Genomic DNA, 23,875 nt, shown 5'->3' with positions numbered 1-23,875 from the left:
ATTTGTTTGACCTGCGCAGTCAGGTCCGTGCTGCGCGGTGGTCGCCATGCCCGCCGTTAGGCTGGCTGCGATGTCCGCCTCCGAAGCCCTGGCCGCTCTCGACGACTGGCCTGTTGACCATGCGGCGGCCGCCGTCATCGGCCCCCAGGGCGTGCTGGCCAGTCACGGCGATACGACGCGGGTGTTCTACCTGGCGTCGGTGACCAAGCCCCTGGTCGCCCGGGCGGTGCAGGTCGCCGTTGAGGAGGGGGCCGTGGAGTTGGACACCCCGGCCGGGCCGCCCGGCGCGACGGTGCGCCATCTGCTCGCGCACGCCTCGGGGCTCTCGCCGGACTCCGATCGGGTGCTGGCCAAGCCGGGAGCCCGGCGGGTGTACTCCAATCACGGCTTTGCGGTGCTGGCCCAGGTGGTGCAGGACGCGTCCGGAATCGAGTTCGGCCGCTACCTGACCGAGGCGGTGTTCGAGCCGCTGGGGATGTCGGCGAGCCGGCTGGACGGCGGTGCCGCGGCGGCCGGGTTCGGGGCGACCTCGACCGTCGCCGACCTGGCCGCGTTCGCCGGCGACCTGCTGGCGCCGGTCACGGTATCGCCGCAGCTGCACGCCGAGGCCACTACCGTGCAGTTCCCCGGGCTGGACGGCGTGCTACCCGGTTATGGGCCGCAGCGGCCGAACGACTGGGGGCTGGGGTTCGAGATCCGCGACGGCAAGTCGCCCCACTGGACCGGCACGGCCAACTCGGCGCGAACCTACGGCCATTTCGGTCAGTCGGGCACGCTGATCTGGGCCGATCCGGCGATCGAGCGGGCGCTGGTGGTGCTCACCGACCGGGACTTCGGCGACTGGGTGACGGGCCGATGGCCGGAGCTGGCCGACGCGGTGGTGTCGGAGTACGGCCGGGACTAGCCAACAGGCGTCTCACGAGGCACAATAGACACATACGACACTAAATAAACCGGAGTTTTCGCGGCACCAGCGCTCCGCAGGGTTCCACCAGGCCGTTGGGGAAGACGTCCCTCGTGGATCCGAAGGAGCAACTGATGCGCGCGACGAATCAATTCGCCGACGTGACCAGCGGCGTGGTGTACATCCACGCGTCGCCCGCGGCGGTGTGCCCGCATGTCGAGTGGGCGCTGACCTCGACGTTGAATGCCCAGGCCAAGCTCAACTGGACGCCGCAGCCGGCCATGCCCGGGCAGCTGCGCGCGGTGGTCAACTGGGTCGGGCCGGTGGGTACCGGCGCTCGCCTGGCCAGTGCGCTGCGCTCCTGGTCGGTGTTGCGCTTCGAGGTCACCGAGGACCCCAGCGCCGGGGTCGACGGCCAGCGGTTCAGCCACACCCCCCAGCTGGGTCTGTGGAGCGGGGCGATGAGCGCCAACGGTGACGTGATGGTCGGCGAGAATCGCCTGCGCACCATGATGGCCGCCGGCGCCGACGCGTTGGCCGCCGAGCTGGAAACCGTGCTGGGTACCGCCTGGGACGAGGCCCTGGAGGCCTTCCGCGACGGCGGCGACGGCGCGGAGGTGTCCTGGCTCAGCCGCGGCGTGGGCTGAGTTGCCCGCGCGAACGGTCTCGTGCCGGCGGGAGTTGCGCCCAGTGCAGGGGCTTACGCGCCTGTTCGCCCGTCAGGGGCGACGCAGGATCTGCAGTGCGCCCGGCACCGCCGACACCGTCACCGGCAGCGGGGCCACGAAGTCCCCATCGGCGTAGGCGTTGATGCCGGGGCACTCCACCCGCACTGAGGTGGCCCGCCGGGTGCTCACCTCCTCCAGCTGCACATGGGTGCCCTTGAACACGGTGGGAAACAGCCGGATCAGCTTGGTGCGGGAGTCCGAGTGCACCATGGTGACGTCGAGTAGTCCGTCGGAGTGGTCGGCCCCCGGGCAGATCCGCATACCGCCGCCGTAACTGCGGGTGTTGCCGAACGCCGCCAGCGTCAGATCGATGTCCAGCGGCTCGTCGTCGTCGAAGGTGAGCCGGAACGGCAGCAGACGCAGCTTGGACATCTCGGCCACCATGGCCAGGTTGTAGCGCATCCGCCCGTGCGGCCAGCGCATCCGGTTGACGCGATCGCTGACCAATGAGTCGAATCCGGCCGCCATGACGGTGCCGAACCAGGACGGGGCGGCGTCGTCGGGGGTGATCCGGCCCAGGTCGACCGTCTCTGTCCGGCCGTCGACGACGATGTCGGCGGCCGCCTCGGGATCACCGGTGGGCAAACCGTATTCGCGGGCGTGATCGTTGCCGGTGCCGGCCGGGATGATGCCCAGCGGCACGTCACCGAGCGCCAGCGCCTGCAGTGCCAGCGAGATGACGCCGTCGCCGCCGGCCACCACCACCGCGTCGGTGCCCGCAGCCAGTGCCTCGTCGAGCAACTGCCGGGCGTGACGGGGATCGGCGCCGACGATGTGGTTGACGTCCACACCGCGCTGCTGGAAACGGGCGAGGGCCCGCTCGGCCGCGTGCCGCGCGTTGCCGTGCCCGGCCGCCGGATTGGTCAACAACGTGACCCGGCCGATGCGGCGCGTCACGGGATCAGCTTGCCGGGGTTGAGGATTCCGGCCGGATCCAGGGTGGCCTTCACCGCCCGCAGCACCTGCACGCCCAGCTCGCCCACCTCGTCGCCCATCCACGGGCGGTGGTCGGCGCCGACGGCATGGTGGTGGGTGATGGTACCCCCGGTGCGCATGATCGCCTCGCTTGCAGCGGTTTTCGCTGCACGCCACTGCTCGATCGGATTGCCGCGCTGCCCGGCGACGACGGTGAAGTACAACGACGCGCCGGTCGGGTAGACGTGCGAGATGTGGCACAGCACCAGGGCGGGAGTGCCGCTGTCGGCCAGCGCGGTGGTCAGGGCCTCGGTGACAGCGGCCTTGAGCGCGGGAAGGTTGGACCAGTTGGTGGCGGTCTCCAGCGTTTCGCACAGCGCCCCGGCGGCCAGCAGCGAATCCCGCAGGTACGGCGCGGAGAACCGGCCGTGCTCCCAGGCCCGCGCCGGCCCCTCACCCAACGAGGTTCCGCCGTGCGCGGCCAACAGCGCCTGAGTTTCGGCGTGCCGGCTCTCGGCGTGTTCGGCGGTTCCCTCGAACAGGGTGATCGCCAGGCAGCCGCCGGTGATCTGCTGCTCGCCGATCTGCTCTGTGCTGGCCAGGTTGACGCCGGTCTCGGCCTCGTCGGAGAGCCGGACGACCGTCGGGCCGGTTCCGGTCTGGGTGATGGCACGCAGCGCCGTAGCCCCGGTGGCGAAGTCGGGAAACGACCACGCCTCGTAACGGGTGGTCGCCGGTAGCGGATGCACCCGGACCCGGACCCGGGTGATGACGCCGAACACCCCCTCCGAGCCGATCAGCAGCTGACGCAGGTCCGGTCCGGCCGCCGACGCTGGGGCGCGCCCCAAGTCCAGCACCCCGGCCGGGGTGACCATCCGCAGGCCGCGGACCATGTCGTCGAACCGGCCGTAGCCGGCCGAATCCTGGCCCGACGAACGGGTGGCGGCAAATCCGCCGAGGGTCGCGAACTGGAAGCTCTGCGGAAAGTGGCCGAGCGAGAAGCCGTGTTCGCCGAGCAACCGTTCGGCCTCCGGCCCGGTGACCCCGGCGCCGAATTCCGCCTCCCCGGAGACCTCGTCGAGGCGGATCAGCTCCTTGAAGCGGCGCAGGTCCAGCGAGACCACGGCCTGGAAGGAGTTGCGGATCGGGTCGAGCCCGCCGACGACGCTGGTGCCGCCGCCGAACGGGACCACCGCGATGCCGCGCCGACTGCAGTAGCTCAAGATCTCCGCGACCTCGTCGTCGGTGGCGGGCAGCAACACCGCGTCAGGAGCATCCTGCGGCCCGGAGCTGTTGCGCCGCAGCAGATCCAGGGTGGACTTGCCTCCGGCTCGCAGCAGCCGGCCGACTTGATCGACCCGGCAGAACTCCTTGCCGACGATCGCCGCAAGGGCCTGTTGGTCCGGGTCGGCCAACGCCGACGGCCGCAGCGGCACCTGAGCAGGGTCGGCTTCGGCGGCGGCGGCGCCCTCGATTCCGAGTGCCGCCTTCAGCAGCTGGCGGATGCCGTCGGACAGCGGTTTGGCCGCCGCGGGGTCGCCCCAGGCGTTCCACTTCATCGGCGGAAGGAGGGCATCCTGGGCGTCAGACGGAGTCATGCGTTACAGTATTACATATGCTGTCAACCAGTAATGACGAGCGCGTCGATGTGGGGGAGCGGATCCTCGACGCTGCCGCGAGCTGTCTGCTCGCGCTCGGCGTCGAGCGGGTGACGTTGGCGGCGATCGCGCGCCGTGCCGGGGTCAGCCGTCCTACCGTCTACCGGCGCTGGCCCGACAGTCGATCGGTGATCGCCGCGCTGCTCACCGCGCGGATCACCGAGGCCTGGACGGGGCTGGCGCAAGCCGGCGCCGGACGCGAGGCGCTGGTCGACCGCATCGTCACGGTGGCCGGGCGGCTGCGCCACGACGAGGTGGTCATGCAGGTGCTGCATCACGCGCCGGATTTGGCCATGGTCTACATCGCCGAGCGGATGGGTGCCAGCCAGCGGCGCCTGATCGACCTGGTGGCCACCGAGCTCGCTGATGCCCAGCGGGGCGGCGGGGTGCGGGCGGGCGACCCGCGTCAGCTCGCCGCGATGTGCCTGCTGATCACCCAGTCGGCGATTCAGTCGGCGCAGATCGTCGCGCCGATCCTGGATGAGCAGGCACTGGCCGCCGAACTGACCTACACCCTGAACAGGTACCTGTCGTGATATCCGATCCAGCCCTCAACGCCGCCCGCCGCACCGCCGAGCTGACGGCCCTGGCCGACGGTGCGCCCGTCGATGTCGTCGTGATCGGCGGCGGGATCACCGGGGCCGGGATCGCCCTGGACGCCGCCACCCGGGGCCTGCGGGTGGTGCTGGCCGAAAAGCACGATTTGGCGTTCGGCACCAGCCGGTGGAGCTCCAAACTGGTGCACGGCGGGCTGCGGTATCTGGCGACCGGCAACGTGGGCATCGCGCGGCGCAGCGCGATCGAACGCGGAATCCTGATGACCCGCAACGCGCCTCATCTGGTGCGGGCGATGCCGCAGCTGGTGCCCTTGCTGGCGTCGATGCGTGGGCGCGAGCGGGCCCTGGTGCGCGCCGGGTTTTTCGCCGGTGACGTCCTGCGCCGGCTGGCGGGGACACCGGCGACGGTACTGCCCCGCTCGCAACGGATCTCGCGCGAGCAGGTCATCGACTTGGCGCCCACCGTACGCCGTGACGGACTCGACGGCGGGCTGCTGGCCTACGACGGGCAGCTGATCGACGACGCCCGGTTGGTCGCGGCGGTGGTCCGCACCGCAGCCCAGCACGGCGCGACGATCCTCACCTACACCGCGGCTTCGGAGGCCAGTGGCGACTCGGTCCGACTGACCGACCAGCTCTCCGGTGAGTCGTTCGCCGTCACCGCGCGGGCCGTCATCAACGCGACCGGGGTGTGGGCCGCCGATATCGACCCGGCCTTGCGGCTGCGGCCGAGCCGCGGCACTCACCTGGTGTTCGACGCGTCGGCCTTCGGCAACCCGACCGCCGCGCTGACCGTACCGATCCCGGGCGAACTGAACCGGTTCGTCTTCGCCATGCCCGAACAGCTCGGCCGGGTCTATCTGGGGCTCACGGACGAAGAGGCGCCCGGACCGGTTCCCGATGTGCCACAGCCTACTTCGGGCGAAGTGTCCTTCCTGCTCGATACCGTCAACACCGCGCTGGGAACCACCTTGGGCGCCGGTGACGTCATCGGCGCCTACGCGGGGCTGCGGCCGCTGATCGACACGGGCGAGGGGCGCACGGCCGACGTCTCGCGCAACCACGCCGTCGTCGAGTCGGAGTCCGGGGTGCTCAGCGTGATCGGCGGCAAGCTGACCGAGTACCGGCATATGGCTGAAGATGTGCTGGACCGGGCGGAGCGCATGCGGGCGCTGGGCGCCGCGCCCTGCCGTACCCGCGACCTGCCGCTGGTGGGTGCCCCGGACAACCCGGGATCGCAGCGGGCGCTGACCGCCGACCTGCCCCCATCGCTGGTGCTGCGCTACGGCGCGGAGGCGCCCAACGTGCTGGCCGCCGCGACCTGCGAGCGTCCCGGGGAACCGGTGGCCGACGGGATCGACGTGATCCGTGCCGAGTTCGAATACGCGGTCAGCCACGAAGGAGCGCTCACCGCCGAGGACATCGTGGATCGGCGGACCCGGATCGGGCTGGTAACCGCCGACCGCGAGCGCGTCGTCGAGGCGGCGCGGGAGTTTCTCGCGGCCGCCGATTGAGCCGAGCTGGGCACGCGGGTTCCGCACCTGGGGCTGCAGCGGATGAACGCCGGGGTTTCGACGCTCGAAGTCGACGGTGATCCTGGCTCGGGGTCGAGCCGCTACAGCTGGCGCTAGAGGTAGCGGCGGACCCGGCTGCAGTACTCGGCGTACTCGCGGCCGTAGTGCTCGCGCATGAAGGATTCCTCGCGCAGCACCTGACGGTTGAACAGCCACACCGCGGCGAGCAGGTAGATCAACGGAATCCAGCTGGGAAAGACCAAGAACTGGCCGAGCAGCACCAGCCCGAACCCCACATAGATGGGATTGCGGCTGATCGCGAAGACGCCCGACGTCACCAGCTTGTCCGGGTGATCGGTGTCGATGCCGACGCGGAAGCTGGTGCCGAAGGCGACCAGGCTCGCCACCACCATGAGCAGACCGCTGAAGCAGAGCACCACCCCGATCCAGGAGAGGCCATCGGAGTCGAAGAACCGCTGCGAGCCGACCAGCGGCCATCCGAAGGCTCCGGCGAAGATCACGTAGAAGTAGACCAGCGCAAACGGCGGGATCAGGAAGTCCTTCCTGTCCGTGCTTCCGAAGTGCAGCGCATCGGTTCCGCTGCGCCGCAGCACGATCAGGCGAACGGCGACCAGAACCGGACACAGCGCGAGCGCCAGGGCGGCCAGGTATCCGGGCATCGGTATCCCCTTTGGTTGCCTGCGGCTAACGCGCGGAATTCATCGTAGGGTGAATTGTCTGGGTGCGCCGCGCCGGTTGTCAAGGGCGCTGGCGCAGGATCAGGTCCCGGACCGGTGAATTGGTGTGGGGCTGCCACAGCGCCTGCACCGGCACCAGTAGCGGTTCGGCGAGATCGACCACGGTGACAGCGCCGCCGACGGCCGGTCCCGGCGGTGCGGTGACGAACGCGACCGCGCTTTCGGTCAGCGCTGCCACTTCGGGTGGGCAGCCCTGCACCCGACTGACACGGTACTGCGGCTCGAATCCGGCGCGCCGACAGGCGTTGACCAGGAAGTCGCTGTAATACGAGGCGCCGGGCGGCGCCCACAGCGCGATCACTTCGTCGGCCAGGTCAGCGATGCTGATCCGGGGCCGGTCCGCCAGCGGGTGGCTGCCGGGCACAGCGACTCGCAGCGGGTCGTAGCCGATCACCGCGCCGGCAAGGCGATCCTGGGGTACCACGGCGCGGCGTAGTCCCAACTGCACATCGCCGTCGCGCACACCGGCGGTGAGCCGGTCGGGGAACAGTTGCACGACCGTGAACGACGTGTCGGGGGACGCGGCGATTGCCGGCTCGAGCAGGGCGTAGACGTCGTGATTGCTGATCGCGGGGGAGTGCCCGACGACGAACTCATCCGGTTCGGCGCTGGCCGCAGCCCGAGTGTGCTGGGTGAGGGTTCTGGCCGCCGCCAGCAGGGCTCGGCCCTCGTCCATCAGCGTCCGGCCGGCCGGAGTCAACGCGATCCGGCGCCCGGAGCGCACCAGCAGCGTCGCGCCGATCTCCTTCTCCAGCTGTTGCACCGAATGCGACAGCGCCTGCTGCGACAGGTGCAGCTGCTTGGCGGCGCTGGTGAAGCCGGCCGACTCGGCGACGGCGATGAAGTGGGTGAGGCGGCGCAGGTCCGGGACCGGGGACATCGGCTCATGCTATCCACAAATGACTCTTGTCAATAACCCGCAGAACGCTGTTTCTCATTTGTGCATGGCCGGGTTACGTTCGTGGCAGGAGACAGGAGGGACGACCATGAGCAATCTTGCGGGCAGATCCGCGGTGGTGGCGGCGGGGGCCAAGAACCTCGGCGGACTGATCAGCACCACGCTGGGGCGTAGCGGCGTCAATGTCGCGGTGCACTACAACAGCGACAGCTCCGAAGCCGACGCCGACAAGACCGTCGCGGCCGTGCAGGAGGCTGGCGCCAAGGCCATCAAGGTGCAGGGTGACCTGACCCGCCCGGCCAACGTCACCGCGCTGTTTGACGCCGCGGCGGACGCGTTCGGCGGGGTGGACTTCGCGGTCAACACCGTCGGCAAGGTGCTGCGCAAGCCGATCCTGGAAACCTCTGAGGCCGAATACGATTCGATGTTCGACATCAACGCCAAGTCCGCCTACTTCTTTCTGCAGCAGGCCGGCAAGCGGCTCAACGACAACGGCTCGGTGGTCACGATCGTGACCGCACTGCTCGGCGCTTTCACCGACGGATACTCGACCTACGCGGGCTCCAAGAGCCCCGTGGAGCACTTCACCCGCGCGGCGGCCAAGGAGTTCGGCACCCGGGGCATCAATGTCAACAGTGTCGCGCCGGGGCCGATGGACACCCCGTTCTTCTACCCGCAGGAGACCCCGGAGCGCGTCGAGTTCCACAAGTCGCAGGGGATGGGCAACCGCTTGACCCGGATCGAGGACATCGCGCCGCTGGTGGTGTTCCTGCTCGATGGCGGCCACTGGATCACCGGGCAGACCCTCTTCGCCAACGGCGGCTACACCACGCGGTGAGCCCGGTCAGCGCCGCGAGCGTGCACACTTGCACACCGCTGCCGGCGTGCCGCCGGGCCAACACGCACGCTCGCGGCAAGGAGGAAGGGAAGGGAACTGCCTACAGCGGGATGTTCTTGTGGCGCCCGCGCCGCGCGGGGGCCTCGGCCAACGCCTGGGTGATCTTGCCGCGGGTGTGCGACGGGTCGATCTTCTCGTCGACCACCCCGATGTCGATGGCGGAGTCCACGCCACCGGCGATCCGCTCGTGCTCGGCGGCCAGCTCCTCGTGCAGCGCTTCGCGTTCGTGGTCGGGCGCGGCGGCCAGCTTCTTCTTGTGCAGGATGCCGACCGCGGCCTTGGCGCCCATCACCGCGACCTCGGCGTCCGGCCAGGCGAACACCTTGGTGGCGCCCAACGACCGCGAGTTCATCGCGATGTAGGCCCCGCCGTAGGTCTTACGGGTGACCAGGGTGACCCGCGGGACGGTGGCCTCACCGAACGCGTGCAACAGCTTGGCGCCTCGGCGCACCACGCCACCCCATTCCTGACCGACGCCCGGCAGGTAGCCCGGCACGTCGACGATCACGATCAGCGGAATCCCGAACGCGTCGCACAGCCGCACGAAACGTGCCGCCTTCTCGGCGCTTTCGGAGTTCAGGCAGCCGCCCAGCCGCAGCGGGTTGTTGGCCAGCACGCCGACGGTGCGACCCGACAACCGGCCCAGCCCGACCACCATCGAGGGCGCCCACTTGGCCTGGAACTCGTCGAACGGCGCGTCCGAGTCGAGCAGCCCCTGCACCAGCGGGTGCACGTCGTAGGCGCGGCGCGCCGACTCCGGCAGCAGCGCGTGCAGGTCGATCTCGCCGGCCTCGGCCTTGTTGCGGTCGAAATGCCCCTGCTGGCAGAACAACCCGACCAGGCGGCGGCCCCGCTCATAGGCGTCGAGCTCGTCGTCGGCGACGATGTGGCACACGCCCGACTTCTTGTGGTGGGTGTCCGGGCCGCCCAGCGCGGCCATGTCGACGTCCTCACCGGTGACGCTGCGCACCACGTCGGGGCCGGTGACGAACACCCGGCCCTCCGGGGCCATCACGATGACGTCGGTGAGGGCCGGGCCGTAGGCGGCACCGCCGGCGGCGAAACCGACCACCACCGAGATCTGCGGGACATAGCCCGAAGCCCGGATCATGGCCTCGAAGACCCGCCCCACCGCGTGCAGGGCGCGGACCCCTTCGGCCAACCGGGCTCCGCCGGAGTGCCACAGGCCCACGATCGGGTTCTGCTCGGCGATCGCGGTGTCGTAGGCGTTGACGATGTGGTCGCAGCCGTCGATACCCATCGCCCCGCCCATGACGGTGCCGTCGGTACAGAACGCGATGGTGCGCACCCCGTTGACCTCGCCGGCAGCGGCCAGCACTCCCGAACGGTCCCGCTCGTGCAGCAGTTCCACGGTTCCGTCGTCGAAGAACGTCGACAGCCGCAGCAGCGGATCGCGCGGGTCGAGTGATTCGCCCACCGTCTCGGGAACCATGGTCGTCATCGCGCCTCTCCTTGTCGTTTGATGCTTATGCCGCTGCGGGGCCGGTTAATGGCCGTCAGTACCGGCCGAAGACGAGCGCGACGTTGTGCCCGCCGAATCCGAACGAGTTGTTGATCGCGTACTGGTAGTTGCCCGGCCGGGGTTCGCCGGCCACCACGTCCAGATCGATTTCGGGGTCGAGATTCGCCAGGTTGAGCGTGGGCGGGATGACCTGGTCGCGCAACGTCAGCACGGTCAGGATGGATTCCGCCGCACCGGCCGCCCCCACCGAGTGGCCCAGCGCCGACTTGGGCGCATAGACCGCCGCGTTCCCGCCGCCCTTGCCCAGGGCGTTATCGATGGCGTGGGACTCGGCGACGTCACCGACCGTCGTCGCGGTGGCGTGGGCGTTGATGTGGTCGATGTCGCCCGGGGTCAGTCCGGCCAACTCGATCGCCCGCTTCATCGCGTGAGCGGCCTGCTCGCCATTCGGGTCGGGTGCCACGATGTGGTAGCCGTCGGAGGTGATCGCGCCACCCATGAGCCGCGCGATGATGTTGGCGCCGCGCGCCTTCGCGTGCTCTTCGGTCTCGATCACCATCAGGGCACCGGCTTCACCGAACACGAACCCGTCGCGGTCACGGTCGAACGGGCGGCACGCCCCAGCCGGGTCATCGTTGTTCGTCGACATCACGATGCGCATCTGCGCGAAGCCGGCGATCGGCACCGCCTCGATGCGCTGCTCCACGCCACCGCAGATCGCGATGTCGGCTTCGCCGAGCACGATCTGCTGCCAGGCCCGGGCGATGGCTTCGGACCCGGACGCACAGGCCGAGATCGACGTCAGCACCCCGGCCTTGGCCTGGCGGTCCAGGCCGATGGTGGCCGCCGCGGCGTTGGGCATGTACTTCTGCACGACCAGCGGCGAGACCGCTTTGAGCCCGCGTTCCCGCATGCCGTCATAGGCGAAGACCAGCTCCTCGGTGGAGCCGAGCCCGGTGCCGACCGACACCATCAGGCGCGTGGTGTCGACCTCGGGTGAGCCGGCGTGCTCCCAGGCCCGCCGGCCCATCACCAGCGCCACCTTCTGCAGGTAGGACAACCGGCGCAGCTCGGTCCGGCTGAGCCCTTCGTCGAAGGACTCGGGCGTCTCGACGAGATGCCCGCCGATGCGGACCGGCAGGTCATACTCGTCGACGAACGAATCGGTGAGCTTGCGGATGCCGCTCTGGCCGTCCAGTAGCCGCTTCCAGGTCTCTTCCGCATCCGCGGCCAACGGCGACGTCAATGCAAAACCGGTAACGACGACGTTGGGTAAACCGTTTCCTGTGGCCAGCGTTGACATGGCTGTAGCGAACTTCCCTCTCTTGGTACCGGTGTATCAGTACCGCCCGAAGGCGAGCGCGACGTTGTGCCCACCGAATCCGAATGAGTTGTTGATGGCGTACTTGTAGTCGCCGTAACGGGGTTCGCCCGCGACGATGTCGAGGTCGATCTCGGGGTCCGGCGTCTCGTAGTTCAGCGTCGGCGGGATGACCCCGTCACGCAGCGTGAGCACCGTGAGCACCGACTCCAGCGCACCGACCGCACCAATGGAGTGGCCGAGCGCCGACTTGGGCGCGTACACCGCGGCGTGCTCGCAACCGGCTTCCCGAATCGCGTTGGCCTCGGCGGTGTCGCCGATCGGAGTCGCCGTCCCGTGCGCATTGATGTGGTCGACGTCCTTGGCGGACAGACCCGCCAGCTCCAGCGACCGCGTCATCGCCCGGCCGGCCCGCTTGCCGTCAGGCCCCGGCGCCACCATGTGGAAGGCGTCGGAGGTGATCCCGGCACCCATCAGCCGCGCCAGCGGCTTGGCGCCGCGAGCCTTGGCGTGCTCCTCGGTCTCGATGATCATCATCGCGCCGGCCTCGCCGAACACGAACCCGTCCCGGTTCTTGTCGAACGGCCGCGAGGCGCCCTCGGGGTCGTCGTTGCGGGTCGACATCGCGCGCATCATCGAGAACGCCGCGATCGGCAGCGCCTCGATGCCGCCCTCGACACCGCCGCAGACCGCGAAGTCCGCGTCACCCATGACGATCTGCCGCCAGGCGTGGGCGATCGCCTCCGAACCCGACGAGCAGGCCGATACCGGAGTGATGACCCCGGCGCGGGCGCCCAGTTGCAGGCCGACCACCGCAGCGGCGCCGTTGGGCATGATCATCTGAACGGCTAGCGGCGACACCTTACGGGGGCCGCCCTCGTTCATCAGGTCGTAGGTCTCGACGATCTTCTCGCCGCCGCCCAGGCCGGTGCCGATCACCACGGCGAACCGGTCCGGGTCCACCTCCGGCGAGCCGGCGTTCTCCCATAGGCGGGTGCTGAGCAGCTTGGCCATCCGCTGGACGTAGGACATGCGGCGCATGTCCAGCCGGCCCATGTGGTCGTCGACCGGGTCCTTCAGGTGGCCGCCGATCTTGACCGGCAGATCCCATTTGGTGACGAACTCGTCCTCGAGGACGTGGATCCCACTCTCTCCGGCCAGCAGGCCCTTCCACGTGCTCTCGACGTCCGCCGCGATTGAAGTGGTGGCCTCAACGGCGGTTACCACCACACTGGGGTAACCGCCGTTGGCCGTCGAAGGCTTCGTGGACACGGTCAGTTGCTTTCCGACGAGAACTTCTCGCGCAGCGCGGCGGCAGCTTCGGGGTTCTCGGCCTCGAGCTTCTGGATGTAGGCGACCACGTCGCCGACGGTGCGCAGACCGGCGAGGTCTTCGTCGGGGATCTTGACGCCGTACTTGTCCTCGGTCTGCACGGCGATCTCCACCATGGACAGCGAGTCGATGTCCAGGTCGTCGACGAAGGACTTCTCGACGGTGACCTCAGACGGCTCGATACCGGTCACCTCTTCGATGATCTCGGCGAGACCGGCGATGATTTCTTCCTGACTGGCAGGCACAGTGTGTTCCCTTCGGTTGGTTCCGCACGGGGTGTGCGGGTTGATAACTGCGTATCTGGTTGTGCAGCTTTGGAAGCGGGCCTAGAACTCGGGGAGCCCGTCCAGATCCGCGGGGGACTTGACGGCGTGCGTCGGTGTCCCCCGAAGTTCGCGTTTGGCGATGCCGGCCAGGGTTCCCGCGGGCGGGAATTCCACGATCGCCGTCACTCCGCGAGAACGGAGCGTCTCGGTGCACAGGTCCCAGCGCACCGGCCGGGTCAGCTGCGCGACCAGGTGATCCATCGCCTCAGCCGCCGAGGCCACCGGCTGCCCGTCGCGGTTGGACAACAGCGTGGCGGTGGGTTCTGCGGTGGTGACCTGGGCCGCCGCGGCGGAGTAGGCCTCCAACGCGGGAGCCATGTACTGCGTGTGGAACGCCCCCGCGGTCGCCAGCTTACGCACCCGCGCCTTGGCGGGTGGGTCCTCGGCGAGTTTGTCCAAGGCGGGCACGGGGCCGGCGGCGACGATCTGGCCGGCAGCGTTGCGGTTGGCCGGGGTCAGGTCGAGCTGCTCGAGGCGGGCCAGCACCTCGGCTTCGTCGCCGCCCAGCACGGCCGCCATGCCGGTCGGCTCGAGTGCGCAGGCCTTGGCCATCTCCCGGCCGCGGATGGCGGCCAGCATGATGGCGTCGTCGGGGGAGAGCACGCCGGCAATGGCGTAGGCGGCGATCTCGCCGACGGAGTGGCCGGCCACGATGACATCGCCCAGGTCCGCGTTGTTCCTGCGCTTGGCCAGCTCGGCGTAGGCGAGCAGCGTTGCCGCCACCACCAGCGGCTGGGTGACCGCCGTGTCGGTGATCTCCTCGGCGGTTGCGGTGGTCCCCAGCGCGACGAGATCCAGGCCGCTGATGGTCGACCATGCGGCCAGCTGGGCTCGAGCCTCACCGGCATCCGGCGTCTCGAGCCACGGCGACAACATGCCGGGGGTCTGCGATCCCTGTCCGGGAGCGAGCAACGCAATCACGTCTTTAAGAGAACATTGTGAAGCGCGTTTTGCAGGATGTCCTAGATTATGAACATTGTCTTATGTTTTTGTGGAGGTCCTACAAAACTGTCCTCTTATGCGACATCTTCGATACCGTCCTGCGACAACCGCCGGCCGGCGTCAGCTGGCCGGAAGCCTCCCCGGGCACGCCGCCATGCCCGCCTCAGCCGACCTGATGCTCGTCGGGTACGGCCGCGGCCGCCGGTTGGGTGACGTATGTCACCGATGCGCTGCTGAAGCTGGCTTGCTGGGCCTGGTTGGCCAGCCGGCCGACGGTGGCGGCCACCCGCAGCACGTAGGCGTCGCGCGGTTGGGTGGGGTCGCGACCGGTGAAGTCCGCGATCCGCTTGAGTCGGTAGCGGACAGTGTTTGGATGAACGAACAACTTTCGGGAGCAGGCTTCGATCGCGCCGCCACAGTCCAGGTAGGCGTCCAGCGTTTCGGTCAGGGACGGCCCGGCCTCGGCCAGGGGCCGCATCACGTCGGTGTGCAGGGCCGCAATCGCCGCGGGGTCCCCGATCAGGGCCCGCTCGGGCAGCAGCTCGCGGGCCAGCACCGGCCGCGGGGCTCCGGTCCAGCCGACCACGGCGTTCATCCCGGAGATCGCCTCGCTGGCGCTGTGGTAGGCCGCGGTCAGTGTCGGTGCGGTCGGGCCGATCACCACCGGCCCGTCGGAGAACGCGCCCAGCAGGTCAGCGAGGAACTTCTGCGTCGGTGACAGCGGGCCGGACACGATCGCCACCAGCCAGGTGCCGTGTACGTCGGTCAGCGCGGCGCGGCCGTGGCGTTCGGCGACGTCGCGGACGTCCTGACTGGCCTTTTGGCCGGAGAAGGCATCCGGGCCGGGCGGCGCGGTGCCCACCACGACGGTGGCCGGTGCGGTGGTGTCCCAGTTCAGGGCCGCCGCCCGGCTCAGCAGCTCCGGACCGGTGTCACCTCGCACCACGGCGTCCACCACGCTGGCCTCCATCCGGGAGTCCCAGGTGCCCCGCGCCTCGGCGGCGTCGGCGTAGGCCGAGGCGGCGGTGAAGGCCAGGTCGCGGCTGTACTTGAGGATGCCCACCGTCAGCGCGGTCACCTGCTCCTCGGAGCGGGCCAGCATCGGCACGACCTCCTCGAAGAACTCCATGGTGACCCGCACCATGTCCACGGTGTGGCGCAGGGCGATGTGCCGGGTCAGCTCCTGGGGCACCAGCTCGAAGGCCTGCGCGGTGTGGCTGACGTTGCCGTGCGGATCATGCATCCATTCGGCGAAGTTGACCACGGCGGTCTGCACCACCAGCGCGACGCTGGCGCGTTGGGAGGCCTCCAGGTCGGCGAAGAACGGCAGCCGTTCGCCCATCGCCGACACCGCCTCGGTGGCCAGCCGGCCCGAATACTGCTTGAGCCTGCGCAGCAGGGTGTCCGGGACCGTGCTCAGCAGATCCAGCGTGGACCGCGGCAGGACCGGACCACCCGTGCTGTTGTCAGCCATGCCTAAAAGCTACGCCTGATTTCTGGCGATTCCCAACAAGGAGCAGCGTCGGTCAGGCGACACCCGAATCGGACGTCTGCTCCGGGGCGGCCAGCACGTCGTCGATCTCGTAGCGGGTCGCGGCCGTGGCCGGGACCGATGCCTCGATGGCCCCGTCGCGGGCCAGGGCGGCCAGCACCGCGACCACCACCGACTCCGCGTCGGTGTTGAAGTAGCGCCGCGCGGCCGGGCGGGTGTCGGAGAAGCCGAACCCGTCGGTGCCCAGGGTGACGTAGTTGCCGGGCACCCAGGGCCGGATCTGCTCGGGCACCGCGCGCATCCAGTCCGAGACCGCGATGATCGGCCCGGTCGCATCCGCCAGTGCCTGGGTCACATATGGCACCCCGGGCTCCCGGTCCGGGTGGCGCAGCCGCTCGCGTTCGACCGCCACGCCGTCGCGGTTGAGCTCACCCCAGCTGGTCACCGACCACACGTCGGCGGCCACATCCCAGTCGGCGGCCAGCAGCTCGGCGGCGCGCAGCGCCTCGGGCATCGCCACGCCCGAGGCCAGGATCTGCGCGGTATGGGACCCGGACCCGGTGGCCTGCTGATAGCGGTAGATGCCGCGCAGCAGTCCGTCAGGGTCGAAGCCGTCCGGTTCGGGCGGCTGCACGTAGGGCTCGTTGTAGAGAGTGACGTAGAAGTACACGTTCTCCGGGTCGGGGCCGTACATGCGCGCCAAGCCGCTCTCGATGATGTGGGCGATCTCGAAGGCGAACGCGGGATCGTAGGAGACCACCGCCGGGTTGGTGCTGGCCAGCAGCAGTGAGTGCCCGTCGGCGTGCTGCAGGCCTTCGCCGGTCAGCGTGGTGCGGCCCGCGGTGGCGCCCAGGACGAAACCGCGCGCCATCTGGTCGGCGGCCGCCCACAGGCCGTCGCCGGTGCGCTGGAAACCGAACATCGAGTAGAAGATGTAGATCGGGACCATCGGCTCGTCGTGGGTGGCATACGACGTCCCGACCGCGGTGAAGGAGGCCGTCGAGCCCGCCTCATTGATTCCCTCGTGCAGGATCTGGCCGGCTTCGCTTTCCTTGTAGGCCAGCATCAGATCGGCGTCGACGGAGGTGTAGAGCTGCCCGTTGCGGTTGTAGATCTTCAACGACGGGAACCACGAGTCCATCCCGAACGTGCGCGCCTCGTCGGGGATGATCGGCACCAGGCGCGGGCCGATCTGCTTGTCCCGCAACAACTCTTTGAACACCCGCACGGTGGCCATGGTGGTGGCCACTTCCTGGGTGCCCGATCCCTTCTTGACCGCCGCGTAGGCCTCGGACCCGGGCAACTGCAACGGGCGGGCCTGGGTGCGGCGCTGCGGTACGAACCCACCGAGGCTGCGCCGGCGGTCCAGCAGATAGCGGATCTCCGGGGCGTCCTCGCCGGGGTGGTAGTACGGCGGCAGATACGGGTTGTCCTCGAGTTCGGCGTCCGAGATGGGAATCCGCATCTCGTCGCGGAAGTCCTTGAGGTCTTGCAGCCGGAACTTCTTCATCTGGTGGGTGGCGTTGCGACCGGCAAAGTAGCTGCCCAGGCTGTAGCCCTTGATGGTCTTGGCCAGGATGACGGTCGGCTGGCCCTTGTGCTCGACGGCCGCCCGGTAGGCCGCATGGACCTTGCGGTAGTCATGCCCGCCGCGCTTGAGGTGCCAGATGTCCTGATCGGACAGATCCTGGACCAGCGCCTTGGTGCGCGGGTCGCGGCCGAAGAAGTGCTCCCGCACGTAACCGCCGTCGTTGGCTTTGTAGGTCTGGTAGTCGCCGTCGGGGGTGACGTTCATCAGGTTGACCAGGGCGCCGTCTCGGTCGGCGTGCAGCAGAGCGTCCCACTCGCGGCCCCAGACCACCTTGATCACGTTCCAGCCCGCCCCGCGGAAGAACGATTCGAGCTCCTGGATGATCTTGCCGTTGCCGCGCACCGGGCCGTCCAGGCGCTGCAGGTTGCAGTTGATCACAAACGTCAGGTTGTCCAGGCCCTCCAGTGCGCCGACATGCAGCAGCCCGCGGCTCTCCGGCTCATCCATCTCGCCGTCGCCCAAAAAGCACCACACGTGTTGGTCGGAGGTGTCCTTGATGCCGCGGTCATGCAGATAGTGGTTGAACCGGGCCTGGTAGATGGCGTTCATCGGACCCAGCCCCATTGACACCGTGGGGAACTCCCAGAAGTCGGGCATCAGCCGCGGGTGCGGGTAGGACGGCAGGCCGCCGCCGGGGTGGCTGTGCTCCTGGCGGAAGCCGTCGAGCTGGTGGGTGCTCAGCCGGCCCTCCAGGAATGCCCGCGCGTAGATGCCGGGGGAGGCGTGGCCCTGGATGAACACCTGGTCTCCGCCGCCGGGGTGGTTCTTGCCGCGGAAGAAGTGGTTGAACCCGACTTCATACAGCGTCGACGACGACGCGTAGGTCGAGATGTGCCCGCCGACGCTGACCCCGGGGCGCTGTGCACGGTGCACCATCACCGCGGCGTTCCAGCGGATCCACCGACGGTAACGGCGCTCGGTGTCCTCGTCGCCGGGGAACCAGGGCTCCAGTTCGGTCGGAATGGTGTTGACGTAGTCGGTGGAGGTGAGCGCCGGAATCGCGACCCGCTGCTCTCCGGCGCGTTCCAGTAGCCGCAGCATCAGGTAGCGGGCGCGGGCTGGGCCCGACCGGGCCAGCAGTTCGTCGAAGGACTCCAGCCATTCGGCGGTCTCTTCGGAGTCGATGTCGGGGAGGTAAGACGCCACCCCCTCGCGGATCACCCGGACACGATCGGATTCGCTTGTGCCGCTTGGTTTTTTACCCAGATCCTGGCGCACGGCCTCAGTGGTCAACGCATTACTCCTTGGTTTGGAGGTGAAGACGTGTCTCCCGGCTTGTGGCCAGAACGACACCGGACCGATCGCTTCGTCGGCCCCGTCTTTTCTATCCTGCCCCACCTGGCCCGGGACCGGCGGTGGGTGAGTGACAGGTGGGGGGTGGGTTGATCTCGGCCCGCGCGCCGCTACGCGGTAACGTCTGAGGTTGTGCTGACCGGATGGCGGACCGTCCCGCGTGGGCGGGCGCGGCGACACGCCCGGCTGGGTGCGCTGGTTGCTGGTGGAACCGCGGCGGTCGCGATGGGCGTCGTCGGCTGTACCAGCATCATCGGTGGGAACCCTCAGGCGGACACGTCGGCCGCGCCGGCCTACCGCTCCTCGGTCTCGGCGTCGGTGTCGGCCTCGGAGGCGACCTCGAGTATTCGCGAGACCCAGCGCCAGCAGTCGATGACCACCCAGGCCGTGCGCGGGGCATGCGGCAGATTCGCCTCGAGCAGCAGCGACGCCGTGGACACCGTGAACAAGTACGTGGAGGCGTTCAACAACGGCGGCGACATCCCCGGAACCGCCGGGCCGGCCGTCGAGGCGCTCAACCACAGCGCCGACGAGGTGGCCGGCGCCATCAACGAAAAGCTGTCCGCAGAGCTCAAGGACGCGTTCACCACGTATGCCGAAGCCGCCCGGGGCGTGGCGAACGCGATTTCGACCAAGGCGCCGGTCTCGGTGTACAACTCCCGCAAAGACGAATTGAACCGGGCGAGGGAGAAGGGAATGCAGCTGTGCCGAGCCTTCTAAGTGCCCGGTGCTGTGCAACGATGATGCCCAATACACGGCGCGCTGATGATCGAAGGAGGTCACACGGTGGTCGCGGCGGATAACGCCCCGAACTTCGCCCGCAAACTGGGCATCCAGAGCAAGCAGTTGGTCCAGGAGTTCGGCTGGGACGACGACGCCGACGACGACATCCGTGCCGACGTCGAAGAGGCCTGCGGCAGCGAACTGCTCGACGAAGACACCGACGAGGTGGTCGACGTGGTGCTGCTGTGGTGGCGCGACGGCGACGGGGACCTGGTGGACACCCTGATGGACGCGATCACCGCGCTGGCCGACGACGGCGTGATCTGGGTGCTCACGCCCAAGACCGGCCGGTCCGGGCACGTGCAACCCGCCGAGATCGCCGAGGCGGCCCCGACCGCCGGCCTGATGCCGACCTCGTCGGTCAATCTCGGGGACTGGAGCGCCAGTCGATTGGTTCAACCCAAATCACGGACGGGAAAGCGCTGATGTTGGAAGTCGGTACCGAAGCTCCCGATTTCACCCTCAAAGACCAGGATCAGCAGCCGGTCACGCTGAGCAGCTTCCGCGGTGACAAGAACGTCCTGCTGGTGTTCTTTCCGCTGGCGTTCACCGGAATCTGCCAGGGCGAGCTCGACCAGTTGCGCGATCACCTGCCCACCTACACAGGCGACGACAGCGTGGCGCTGGCCATTTCGGTGGGCCCGCCGCCCACCCACAAGATCTGGGCCACCGAGAGCGGGTTCCTATTCCCGGTGCTCTCCGACTTCTGGCCGCACGGGGCGGTCAGCCAGGCGTTCGGGGTGTTCAACGACGACACCGGCTTCTCCAACCGCGGCACCTTCGTGGTGGACAAGTCCGGGATCATCCGGTTCGCCGAGATGAAGCAGCCCGGCGAGGCGCGCGACCAGCAGCTGTGGGTCGACGCCCTGGCCGCGCTGAAAGGGTAGTTCCGCGGTTTTGGGCGCCCGGCATCACGCCGGGTAACCTGCCCGAGGCAAGGGCGCGTAGCTCAGTGGTAGAGCTCTGGTTTTACACACCAGCGGTCGGCGGTTCGATACCGTCCGCGCCCACCAGTGTTTGACGCCGCGGTGGACGGTCAATGCAGCCACTCATGACCACCAACCCGACACCAGGCGACGATCCCACGCCACCGCCGGCTCCTCAAACCCCTGGTGCAGCACCGACGGGAAAGTGGGGTGTCCCGCCGACCACCAGCCCGCAGATGACGCCATCGGGGCGGTCCCGGGTCTCCCCAGGCCTGGTGCTCTGGGCGGGACTGGCCGTGCTCGTCGCGATCATCATCGTGTTGATCGTCGTATCGGCCTAAGCGCCCACCGCCTTAGTGCGAATGCGCGTGGCCCGCATCCTCCAGTCCGGCCTGGTGCACATGCGGATGGCTGTGCACGGTGCCGTCCTCGTGGGTGTGCTCGTGGTCGTGAACGACGTGGTCGTGCTCATGCGTGTCGTGCAAGTGGACGTGTGTGTCCTCGCCGTGGGCGTGCTCGTGCGCATGCGGCGCGTCGTGGTCGTGGTTGTGGTGCGACATGACTGCTCATCTCCCTTGTTCGATGATTCGTTGCCCCAGCGCGGGCAACGCCTGGCCGGCGCCGGCCGGCAGGTTGGTGGCGGCACGGTGATGCGGCGGTACCCCGGGACCCGCGTGCTCAGCGTTGAAAACGGCGTCGGTGACCAGCTGGCAGACGTGCTCGTTCTCCATGCTGTAGAAGATCGTGGTGCCTTCCCGGCGGGTGCGCACCAGCCGAGCCATCCGGAGCTTCGCCAGGTGCTGTGAGACCGATGGAGCCGGTTTGCCGACGTGTTCGGCGAGTTCATTGACCGACATCTCCCGGCTGGTCAGCGCCCACAGCACCTGAACTCGCGTGGCGTCAGCCAACATTCGGAACACTTCGACAATCAGGCCGACCTGATCGTCCGGCAGCCGGTCCGTTGCACCCGTATCTGCATGCATACGCAAATAGTAGTTCTTGGGCGCGGTGGTATGTCAACCCCGCCGCCCGGCCGGCGGGGAGTTAATCTCCCCAGCGACAAACCGTTAGCGCACCTAGCCGAGGGAACTCCATGTCGACGCCGTCCTTGCGCCACCCAGTCCACTCCGGGCATCTCACCGTGGGCGCCCTCAAGCGCCACCGGGACAACCCGGTCCTGGCGCTGGGGGACACCACGCTGACCGGTGGCCAGCTCGCCGAGCGCATCAGCCAGTACATCCAGGCGTTCGAGGGGCTCGGTGCCGCCACGTTCGGCCTGCTGTCGCTGAACCGTCCCGAGGTGTTGATGATCATCGGCGCGGGGCAGATCCGCGGACATCGGCGCACCGCACTTCACCCGCTGGGGTCACTCGACGACCACGCCTACGTGCTGGCCGACGCCGAGGTCAGCTCGCTGATCATCGACCCCACCCCGGCCTTCGTGGAGCGCGCGGTGGGCCTGCTGGAGAAGGTGCCGACGTTGCGGCAGGTGCTGACCATCGGGCCGGTGCCGCCGGAGCTCGAGGGCAAGGCCGTCGACCTGGCGGCCGAAGCCGCCAAGTACGAGCCGCAACCGCTGGTGCCCGCGGACCTGGCCGCAGACCACATCGGCGGCCTCACCTACACCGGCGGCACCACCGGAAAACCCAAGGGCGTGATCGGCACCGTCGCATCCATCACCGCGATGACGACGATTCAGCTCGCCGAGTGGGAATGGCCCGAGCGCCCGAAGTTTTTGATGTGCACCCCGCTGTCACATGCCGGCGCAGCGTTTTTCGTGCCGACGATCGTCAAGGGCGGGCAGCTGGTGGTGCTGACCAAGTTCGATCCCGCCGAGGTGCTGCGGGTGATCGAGGAACAGAAGATCACCGCCACCATGCTGGTGCCGTCGATGATCTACGCGCTGCTGGATCACCCCGATTCGCACACCCGCGACCTGTCGTCGCTGGAGACGGTGTACTACGGCGCCTCGGCGATGAACCCGGTCCGGCTCCAGGAGGCCATCGACCGCTTCGGCCCGATCTTCGCCCAGTACTACGGTCAGTCCGAGGCGCCGATGGTGATCACCTACCTGGCCAAGGGCGACCACGACCAGAAGCGACTCACCTCCTGCGGCCGCCCGACGCTGTTCGCCCGGGTGGCGCTGCTCGGTGACGACGGCAACCCGGTGGCTCAGGGTGAGGTCGGGGAGATCTGCGTGTCCGGTCCGCTGCTGTCGGGCGGCTACTGGAACCTTCCGGAGGCCACCGCCGAGACGTTCTCCGGCGGCTGGATGCACACCGGCGACCTGGCCCGCGAGGACGAAGACGGGTTCTACTACATCGTCGACCGCACCAAGGACATGATCGTCACCGGCGGCTTCAACGTGTTCCCCCGCGAGGTCGAAGATGTCATCGCCGAGCATCCGTCGGTGGCCCAGGTGTGCGTGATCGGCACTCCCGACGAGAAGTGGGGCGAGGCGGTGACCGCAGTGGTGGTGCTGCGTCCCGGTGTCGACAGCGATGCCGCCGCCATCGCCGCGATGACTGCCGAGATCCAGTCCGCGGTCAAAGAGCGCAAGGGGTCGGTGCAATCACCCAAGCAGGTCATCGTCACTGAATCGCTGCCGGTGACCGCGCTGGGTAAGCCGGACAAGAAGGCGGTGCGCGCCCAATTCTGGTCCGGCTCAGCACGTTCCGTCGGCTGAGATCAGCCCAGCGCCGCCGCCAGCTGCCGCCACTGCTCCCGCGGGAACCCGCGCGGGTCGGCATCCAACAGCTGCACGCAGACGTGGTCGGCGCCGGCGGCCTGGTGCTCGGCGACCCGGCTGAGCACGGCCTCCGGGGTCCCCCAGGCGATGATCGCGTCGAACAGCCGGTCGCTGACTTGCGCGATGTCGTCCTCGGAGAAACCTGACCGCAGCAGGTTGTTGGCGTAGTTGGGCAGCGCGAGGTAGCTGCCCAGCCATTTGGTGCCGATCGCGCGGGCTTCGTCGCGGCTGGAGCACAAGATCGCGGTCTGCTCGGGCAGCAGCAACGGGCCCGCACCGAGCTGTTCGCGCGCATACTGGGTGTGCTCGGGGGTGGTCAGGTAGGGGTGGGCGCCGCGGCTGCGGGAGGCGGCCAGCTGCAGCATTTTCGGGCCCAGCGCCGCCAGTACCCGGGACTCGGCCGGGACGGGGATGTCGGCGGTGTCAAGCCCGTCGAGAAACTCGCTCATGGCGCGAAGCGGCCGCCGGTACCGCCCGGGATCGCCGGCGTCTACCAGCGGGGCGTGGCTGACACCGATGCCGAGCAGGAATCGATCCCCGTGGGCCGCGGTCAGCGCTGCATACGATGCCGCCACCTCGGCCGGGCTGTGCATCCACAGGTTCAGGATGCCGGTGGCGATGACCGCTCGCCGGGTGGCCGACAGCAGATTGCGCACCGCGTCGAACACCGGACCGCCGACGTCGGGAATCCACAGCGCTCCGAATCCCAACTCCTCCAGTTCGGCGGCCGCGTCGGCGGCCTCGCCCTGATCGCCGTAACGCAGCGGCGCACTCCAGATCCCCACACCCGCGATGTTCACCATCTCC

The 23,875-nt window shown here is 68.8% G+C and carries 23 protein-coding genes and 1 tRNA gene; 10 read left to right on the top strand and 14 right to left on the bottom strand.

Annotated features, from left to right (window positions below; all coding sequences use genetic code 11):
• The first annotated feature begins 70 nt into the window (after positions 1-70).
• Entirely contained in the window at positions 71-904 is an 834-nt protein-coding gene (locus A5694_RS05230; RefSeq protein WP_064920789.1) for a serine hydrolase domain-containing protein, read from the top strand.
• Between the two features lie 134 nt (positions 905-1,038).
• Positions 1,039-1,551, top strand: a complete 513-nt coding sequence (locus A5694_RS05225; RefSeq protein ID WP_043337966.1) for a DUF3145 domain-containing protein — start codon at positions 1,039-1,041, stop codon at positions 1,549-1,551.
• A gap of 72 nt (positions 1,552-1,623) precedes the next feature.
• On the opposite strand, the gene A5694_RS05220 is transcribed toward A5694_RS05225, so the two are convergent.
• Together A5694_RS05220 and A5694_RS05215 are read right to left on the bottom strand one after the other, a co-directional pair.
• Positions 1,624-2,529 (bottom strand): diacylglycerol kinase, encoded by a 906-nt coding sequence (locus A5694_RS05220; RefSeq protein ID WP_082952513.1) that lies wholly within the window; start codon positions 2,527-2,529, stop codon positions 1,624-1,626.
• On the bottom strand, positions 2,526-4,106 hold the full coding sequence (locus A5694_RS05215) for an FAD-binding oxidoreductase (RefSeq protein WP_342707967.1): 1,581 nt from the start codon (positions 4,104-4,106) through the stop codon (positions 2,526-2,528). The genes A5694_RS05220 and A5694_RS05215 overlap by 4 nt, the downstream gene beginning before the upstream one ends.
• A 56-nt stretch (positions 4,107-4,162) precedes the next feature.
• Here A5694_RS05215 and A5694_RS05210 point away from each other — a divergent pair, with 56 nt between their 5' ends.
• Both A5694_RS05210 and A5694_RS05205 read left to right on the top strand, forming a co-directional pair.
• Complete coding sequence (locus tag A5694_RS05210; RefSeq protein ID WP_064920787.1) at positions 4,163-4,741, top strand: TetR/AcrR family transcriptional regulator; 579 nt, start codon at positions 4,163-4,165, stop codon at positions 4,739-4,741.
• Entirely contained in the window at positions 4,738-6,276 is a 1,539-nt protein-coding gene (locus A5694_RS05205) for a glycerol-3-phosphate dehydrogenase/oxidase (RefSeq protein WP_064920786.1), read from the top strand. The genes A5694_RS05210 and A5694_RS05205 overlap by 4 nt, the downstream gene beginning before the upstream one ends.
• A gap of 113 nt (positions 6,277-6,389) precedes the next feature.
• On the opposite strand, the gene A5694_RS05200 is transcribed toward A5694_RS05205, so the two are convergent.
• Complete coding sequence (locus A5694_RS05200; RefSeq protein ID WP_064920785.1) at positions 6,390-6,956, bottom strand: methyltransferase family protein; 567 nt, start codon at positions 6,954-6,956, stop codon at positions 6,390-6,392.
• Between the two features lie 79 nt (positions 6,957-7,035).
• Positions 7,036-7,914, bottom strand: coding sequence for a LysR family transcriptional regulator (locus A5694_RS05195; RefSeq protein ID WP_064920784.1), 879 nt, complete (start codon positions 7,912-7,914; stop codon positions 7,036-7,038).
• Positions 7,915-8,020: 106 nt separating this feature from the next.
• On the opposite strand from A5694_RS05195, the gene A5694_RS05190 reads away from it, so the two are divergent.
• Complete coding sequence (locus A5694_RS05190) at positions 8,021-8,770, top strand: SDR family oxidoreductase (RefSeq protein ID WP_064920783.1); 750 nt, start codon at positions 8,021-8,023, stop codon at positions 8,768-8,770.
• Between the two features lie 100 nt (positions 8,771-8,870).
• Here the strand turns inward: A5694_RS05190 and A5694_RS05185 are convergent, their stop codons facing one another.
• The 7 genes from A5694_RS05185 to aceE form a co-directional block, all read right to left on the bottom strand.
• Positions 8,871-10,292: an acyl-CoA carboxylase subunit beta gene (locus A5694_RS05185; protein ID WP_064920782.1), complete on the bottom strand. Its 1,422-nt coding sequence runs from the start codon at positions 10,290-10,292 to the stop codon at positions 8,871-8,873.
• A 55-nt stretch (positions 10,293-10,347) separates the two neighbouring features.
• Complete coding sequence (kasB, locus tag A5694_RS05180; RefSeq protein ID WP_064920781.1) at positions 10,348-11,616, bottom strand: 3-oxoacyl-ACP synthase KasB; 1,269 nt, start codon at positions 11,614-11,616, stop codon at positions 10,348-10,350.
• Between the two features lie 36 nt (positions 11,617-11,652).
• Positions 11,653-12,906, bottom strand: coding sequence for a 3-oxoacyl-ACP synthase KasA (gene kasA, locus A5694_RS05175; RefSeq protein WP_064920780.1), 1,254 nt, complete (start codon positions 12,904-12,906; stop codon positions 11,653-11,655).
• A gap of 2 nt (positions 12,907-12,908) precedes the next feature.
• On the bottom strand, positions 12,909-13,211 hold the full coding sequence (gene acpM, locus A5694_RS05170) for a meromycolate extension acyl carrier protein AcpM (RefSeq protein WP_064920779.1): 303 nt from the start codon (positions 13,209-13,211) through the stop codon (positions 12,909-12,911).
• An 81-nt stretch (positions 13,212-13,292) separates the two neighbouring features.
• A complete protein-coding gene (locus tag A5694_RS05165; RefSeq protein WP_082952512.1) occupies positions 13,293-14,213 on the bottom strand; it encodes an ACP S-malonyltransferase in 921 nt (306 codons plus the stop codon).
• 184 nt (positions 14,214-14,397) lie between these two features.
• A complete protein-coding gene (locus A5694_RS05160) occupies positions 14,398-15,708 on the bottom strand; it encodes a PucR family transcriptional regulator (RefSeq protein WP_064920777.1) in 1,311 nt (436 codons plus the stop codon).
• A 52-nt stretch (positions 15,709-15,760) separates the two neighbouring features.
• Positions 15,761-18,550, bottom strand: a complete 2,790-nt coding sequence (aceE, locus tag A5694_RS05155; protein ID WP_064920776.1) for a pyruvate dehydrogenase (acetyl-transferring), homodimeric type — start codon at positions 18,548-18,550, stop codon at positions 15,761-15,763.
• 192 nt (positions 18,551-18,742) lie between these two features.
• Between aceE and A5694_RS05150 the strand changes: the two genes are divergently transcribed.
• From A5694_RS05150 to A5694_RS05135, 4 genes are all read left to right on the top strand, one after another.
• Positions 18,743-19,330, top strand: coding sequence for a hypothetical protein (locus A5694_RS05150; protein ID WP_428844257.1), 588 nt, complete (start codon positions 18,743-18,745; stop codon positions 19,328-19,330).
• A gap of 66 nt (positions 19,331-19,396) precedes the next feature.
• Positions 19,397-19,819 carry a DUF3052 domain-containing protein gene (locus A5694_RS05145; protein WP_064920800.1) on the top strand — a complete coding sequence of 141 codons (423 nt, stop codon included), beginning with the start codon at positions 19,397-19,399 and terminating at the stop codon, positions 19,817-19,819.
• Entirely contained in the window at positions 19,819-20,280 is a 462-nt protein-coding gene (locus A5694_RS05140; RefSeq protein ID WP_064920774.1) for a peroxiredoxin, read from the top strand. The genes A5694_RS05145 and A5694_RS05140 overlap by 1 nt, the downstream gene beginning before the upstream one ends.
• A gap of 51 nt (positions 20,281-20,331) precedes the next feature.
• Positions 20,332-20,406: transfer RNA gene (locus A5694_RS05135), tRNA-Val, on the top strand.
• 266 nt (positions 20,407-20,672) lie between these two features.
• Here A5694_RS05135 and A5694_RS05130 read toward each other — a convergent pair.
• Together A5694_RS05130 and A5694_RS05125 are read right to left on the bottom strand one after the other, a co-directional pair.
• Positions 20,673-20,879, bottom strand: coding sequence for a hypothetical protein (locus tag A5694_RS05130; RefSeq protein WP_064920773.1), 207 nt, complete (start codon positions 20,877-20,879; stop codon positions 20,673-20,675).
• Positions 20,880-20,885: 6 nt separating this feature from the next.
• Positions 20,886-21,302, bottom strand: coding sequence for an ArsR/SmtB family transcription factor (locus A5694_RS05125; protein ID WP_064920772.1), 417 nt, complete (start codon positions 21,300-21,302; stop codon positions 20,886-20,888).
• A gap of 110 nt (positions 21,303-21,412) precedes the next feature.
• Between A5694_RS05125 and fadD8 the strand changes: the two genes are divergently transcribed.
• Positions 21,413-23,005, top strand: coding sequence for a fatty-acid--CoA ligase FadD8 (gene fadD8, locus A5694_RS05120; RefSeq protein ID WP_064920771.1), 1,593 nt, complete (start codon positions 21,413-21,415; stop codon positions 23,003-23,005).
• A 2-nt stretch (positions 23,006-23,007) separates the two neighbouring features.
• Here the strand turns inward: fadD8 and A5694_RS05115 are convergent, their stop codons facing one another.
• Positions 23,008-23,868: an LLM class F420-dependent oxidoreductase gene (locus A5694_RS05115; RefSeq protein ID WP_064920799.1), complete on the bottom strand. Its 861-nt coding sequence runs from the start codon at positions 23,866-23,868 to the stop codon at positions 23,008-23,010.
• Positions 23,869-23,875 lie beyond the last annotated feature (7 nt).

Origin of the sequence: Mycolicibacter sinensis (genome assembly GCF_001667945.1) — a bacterium.
GTDB lineage: Bacteria > Actinomycetota > Actinomycetes > Mycobacteriales > Mycobacteriaceae > Mycobacterium > Mycobacterium sinense_B.
This window is presented reverse-complemented; position numbering and strand designations above follow the sequence as displayed.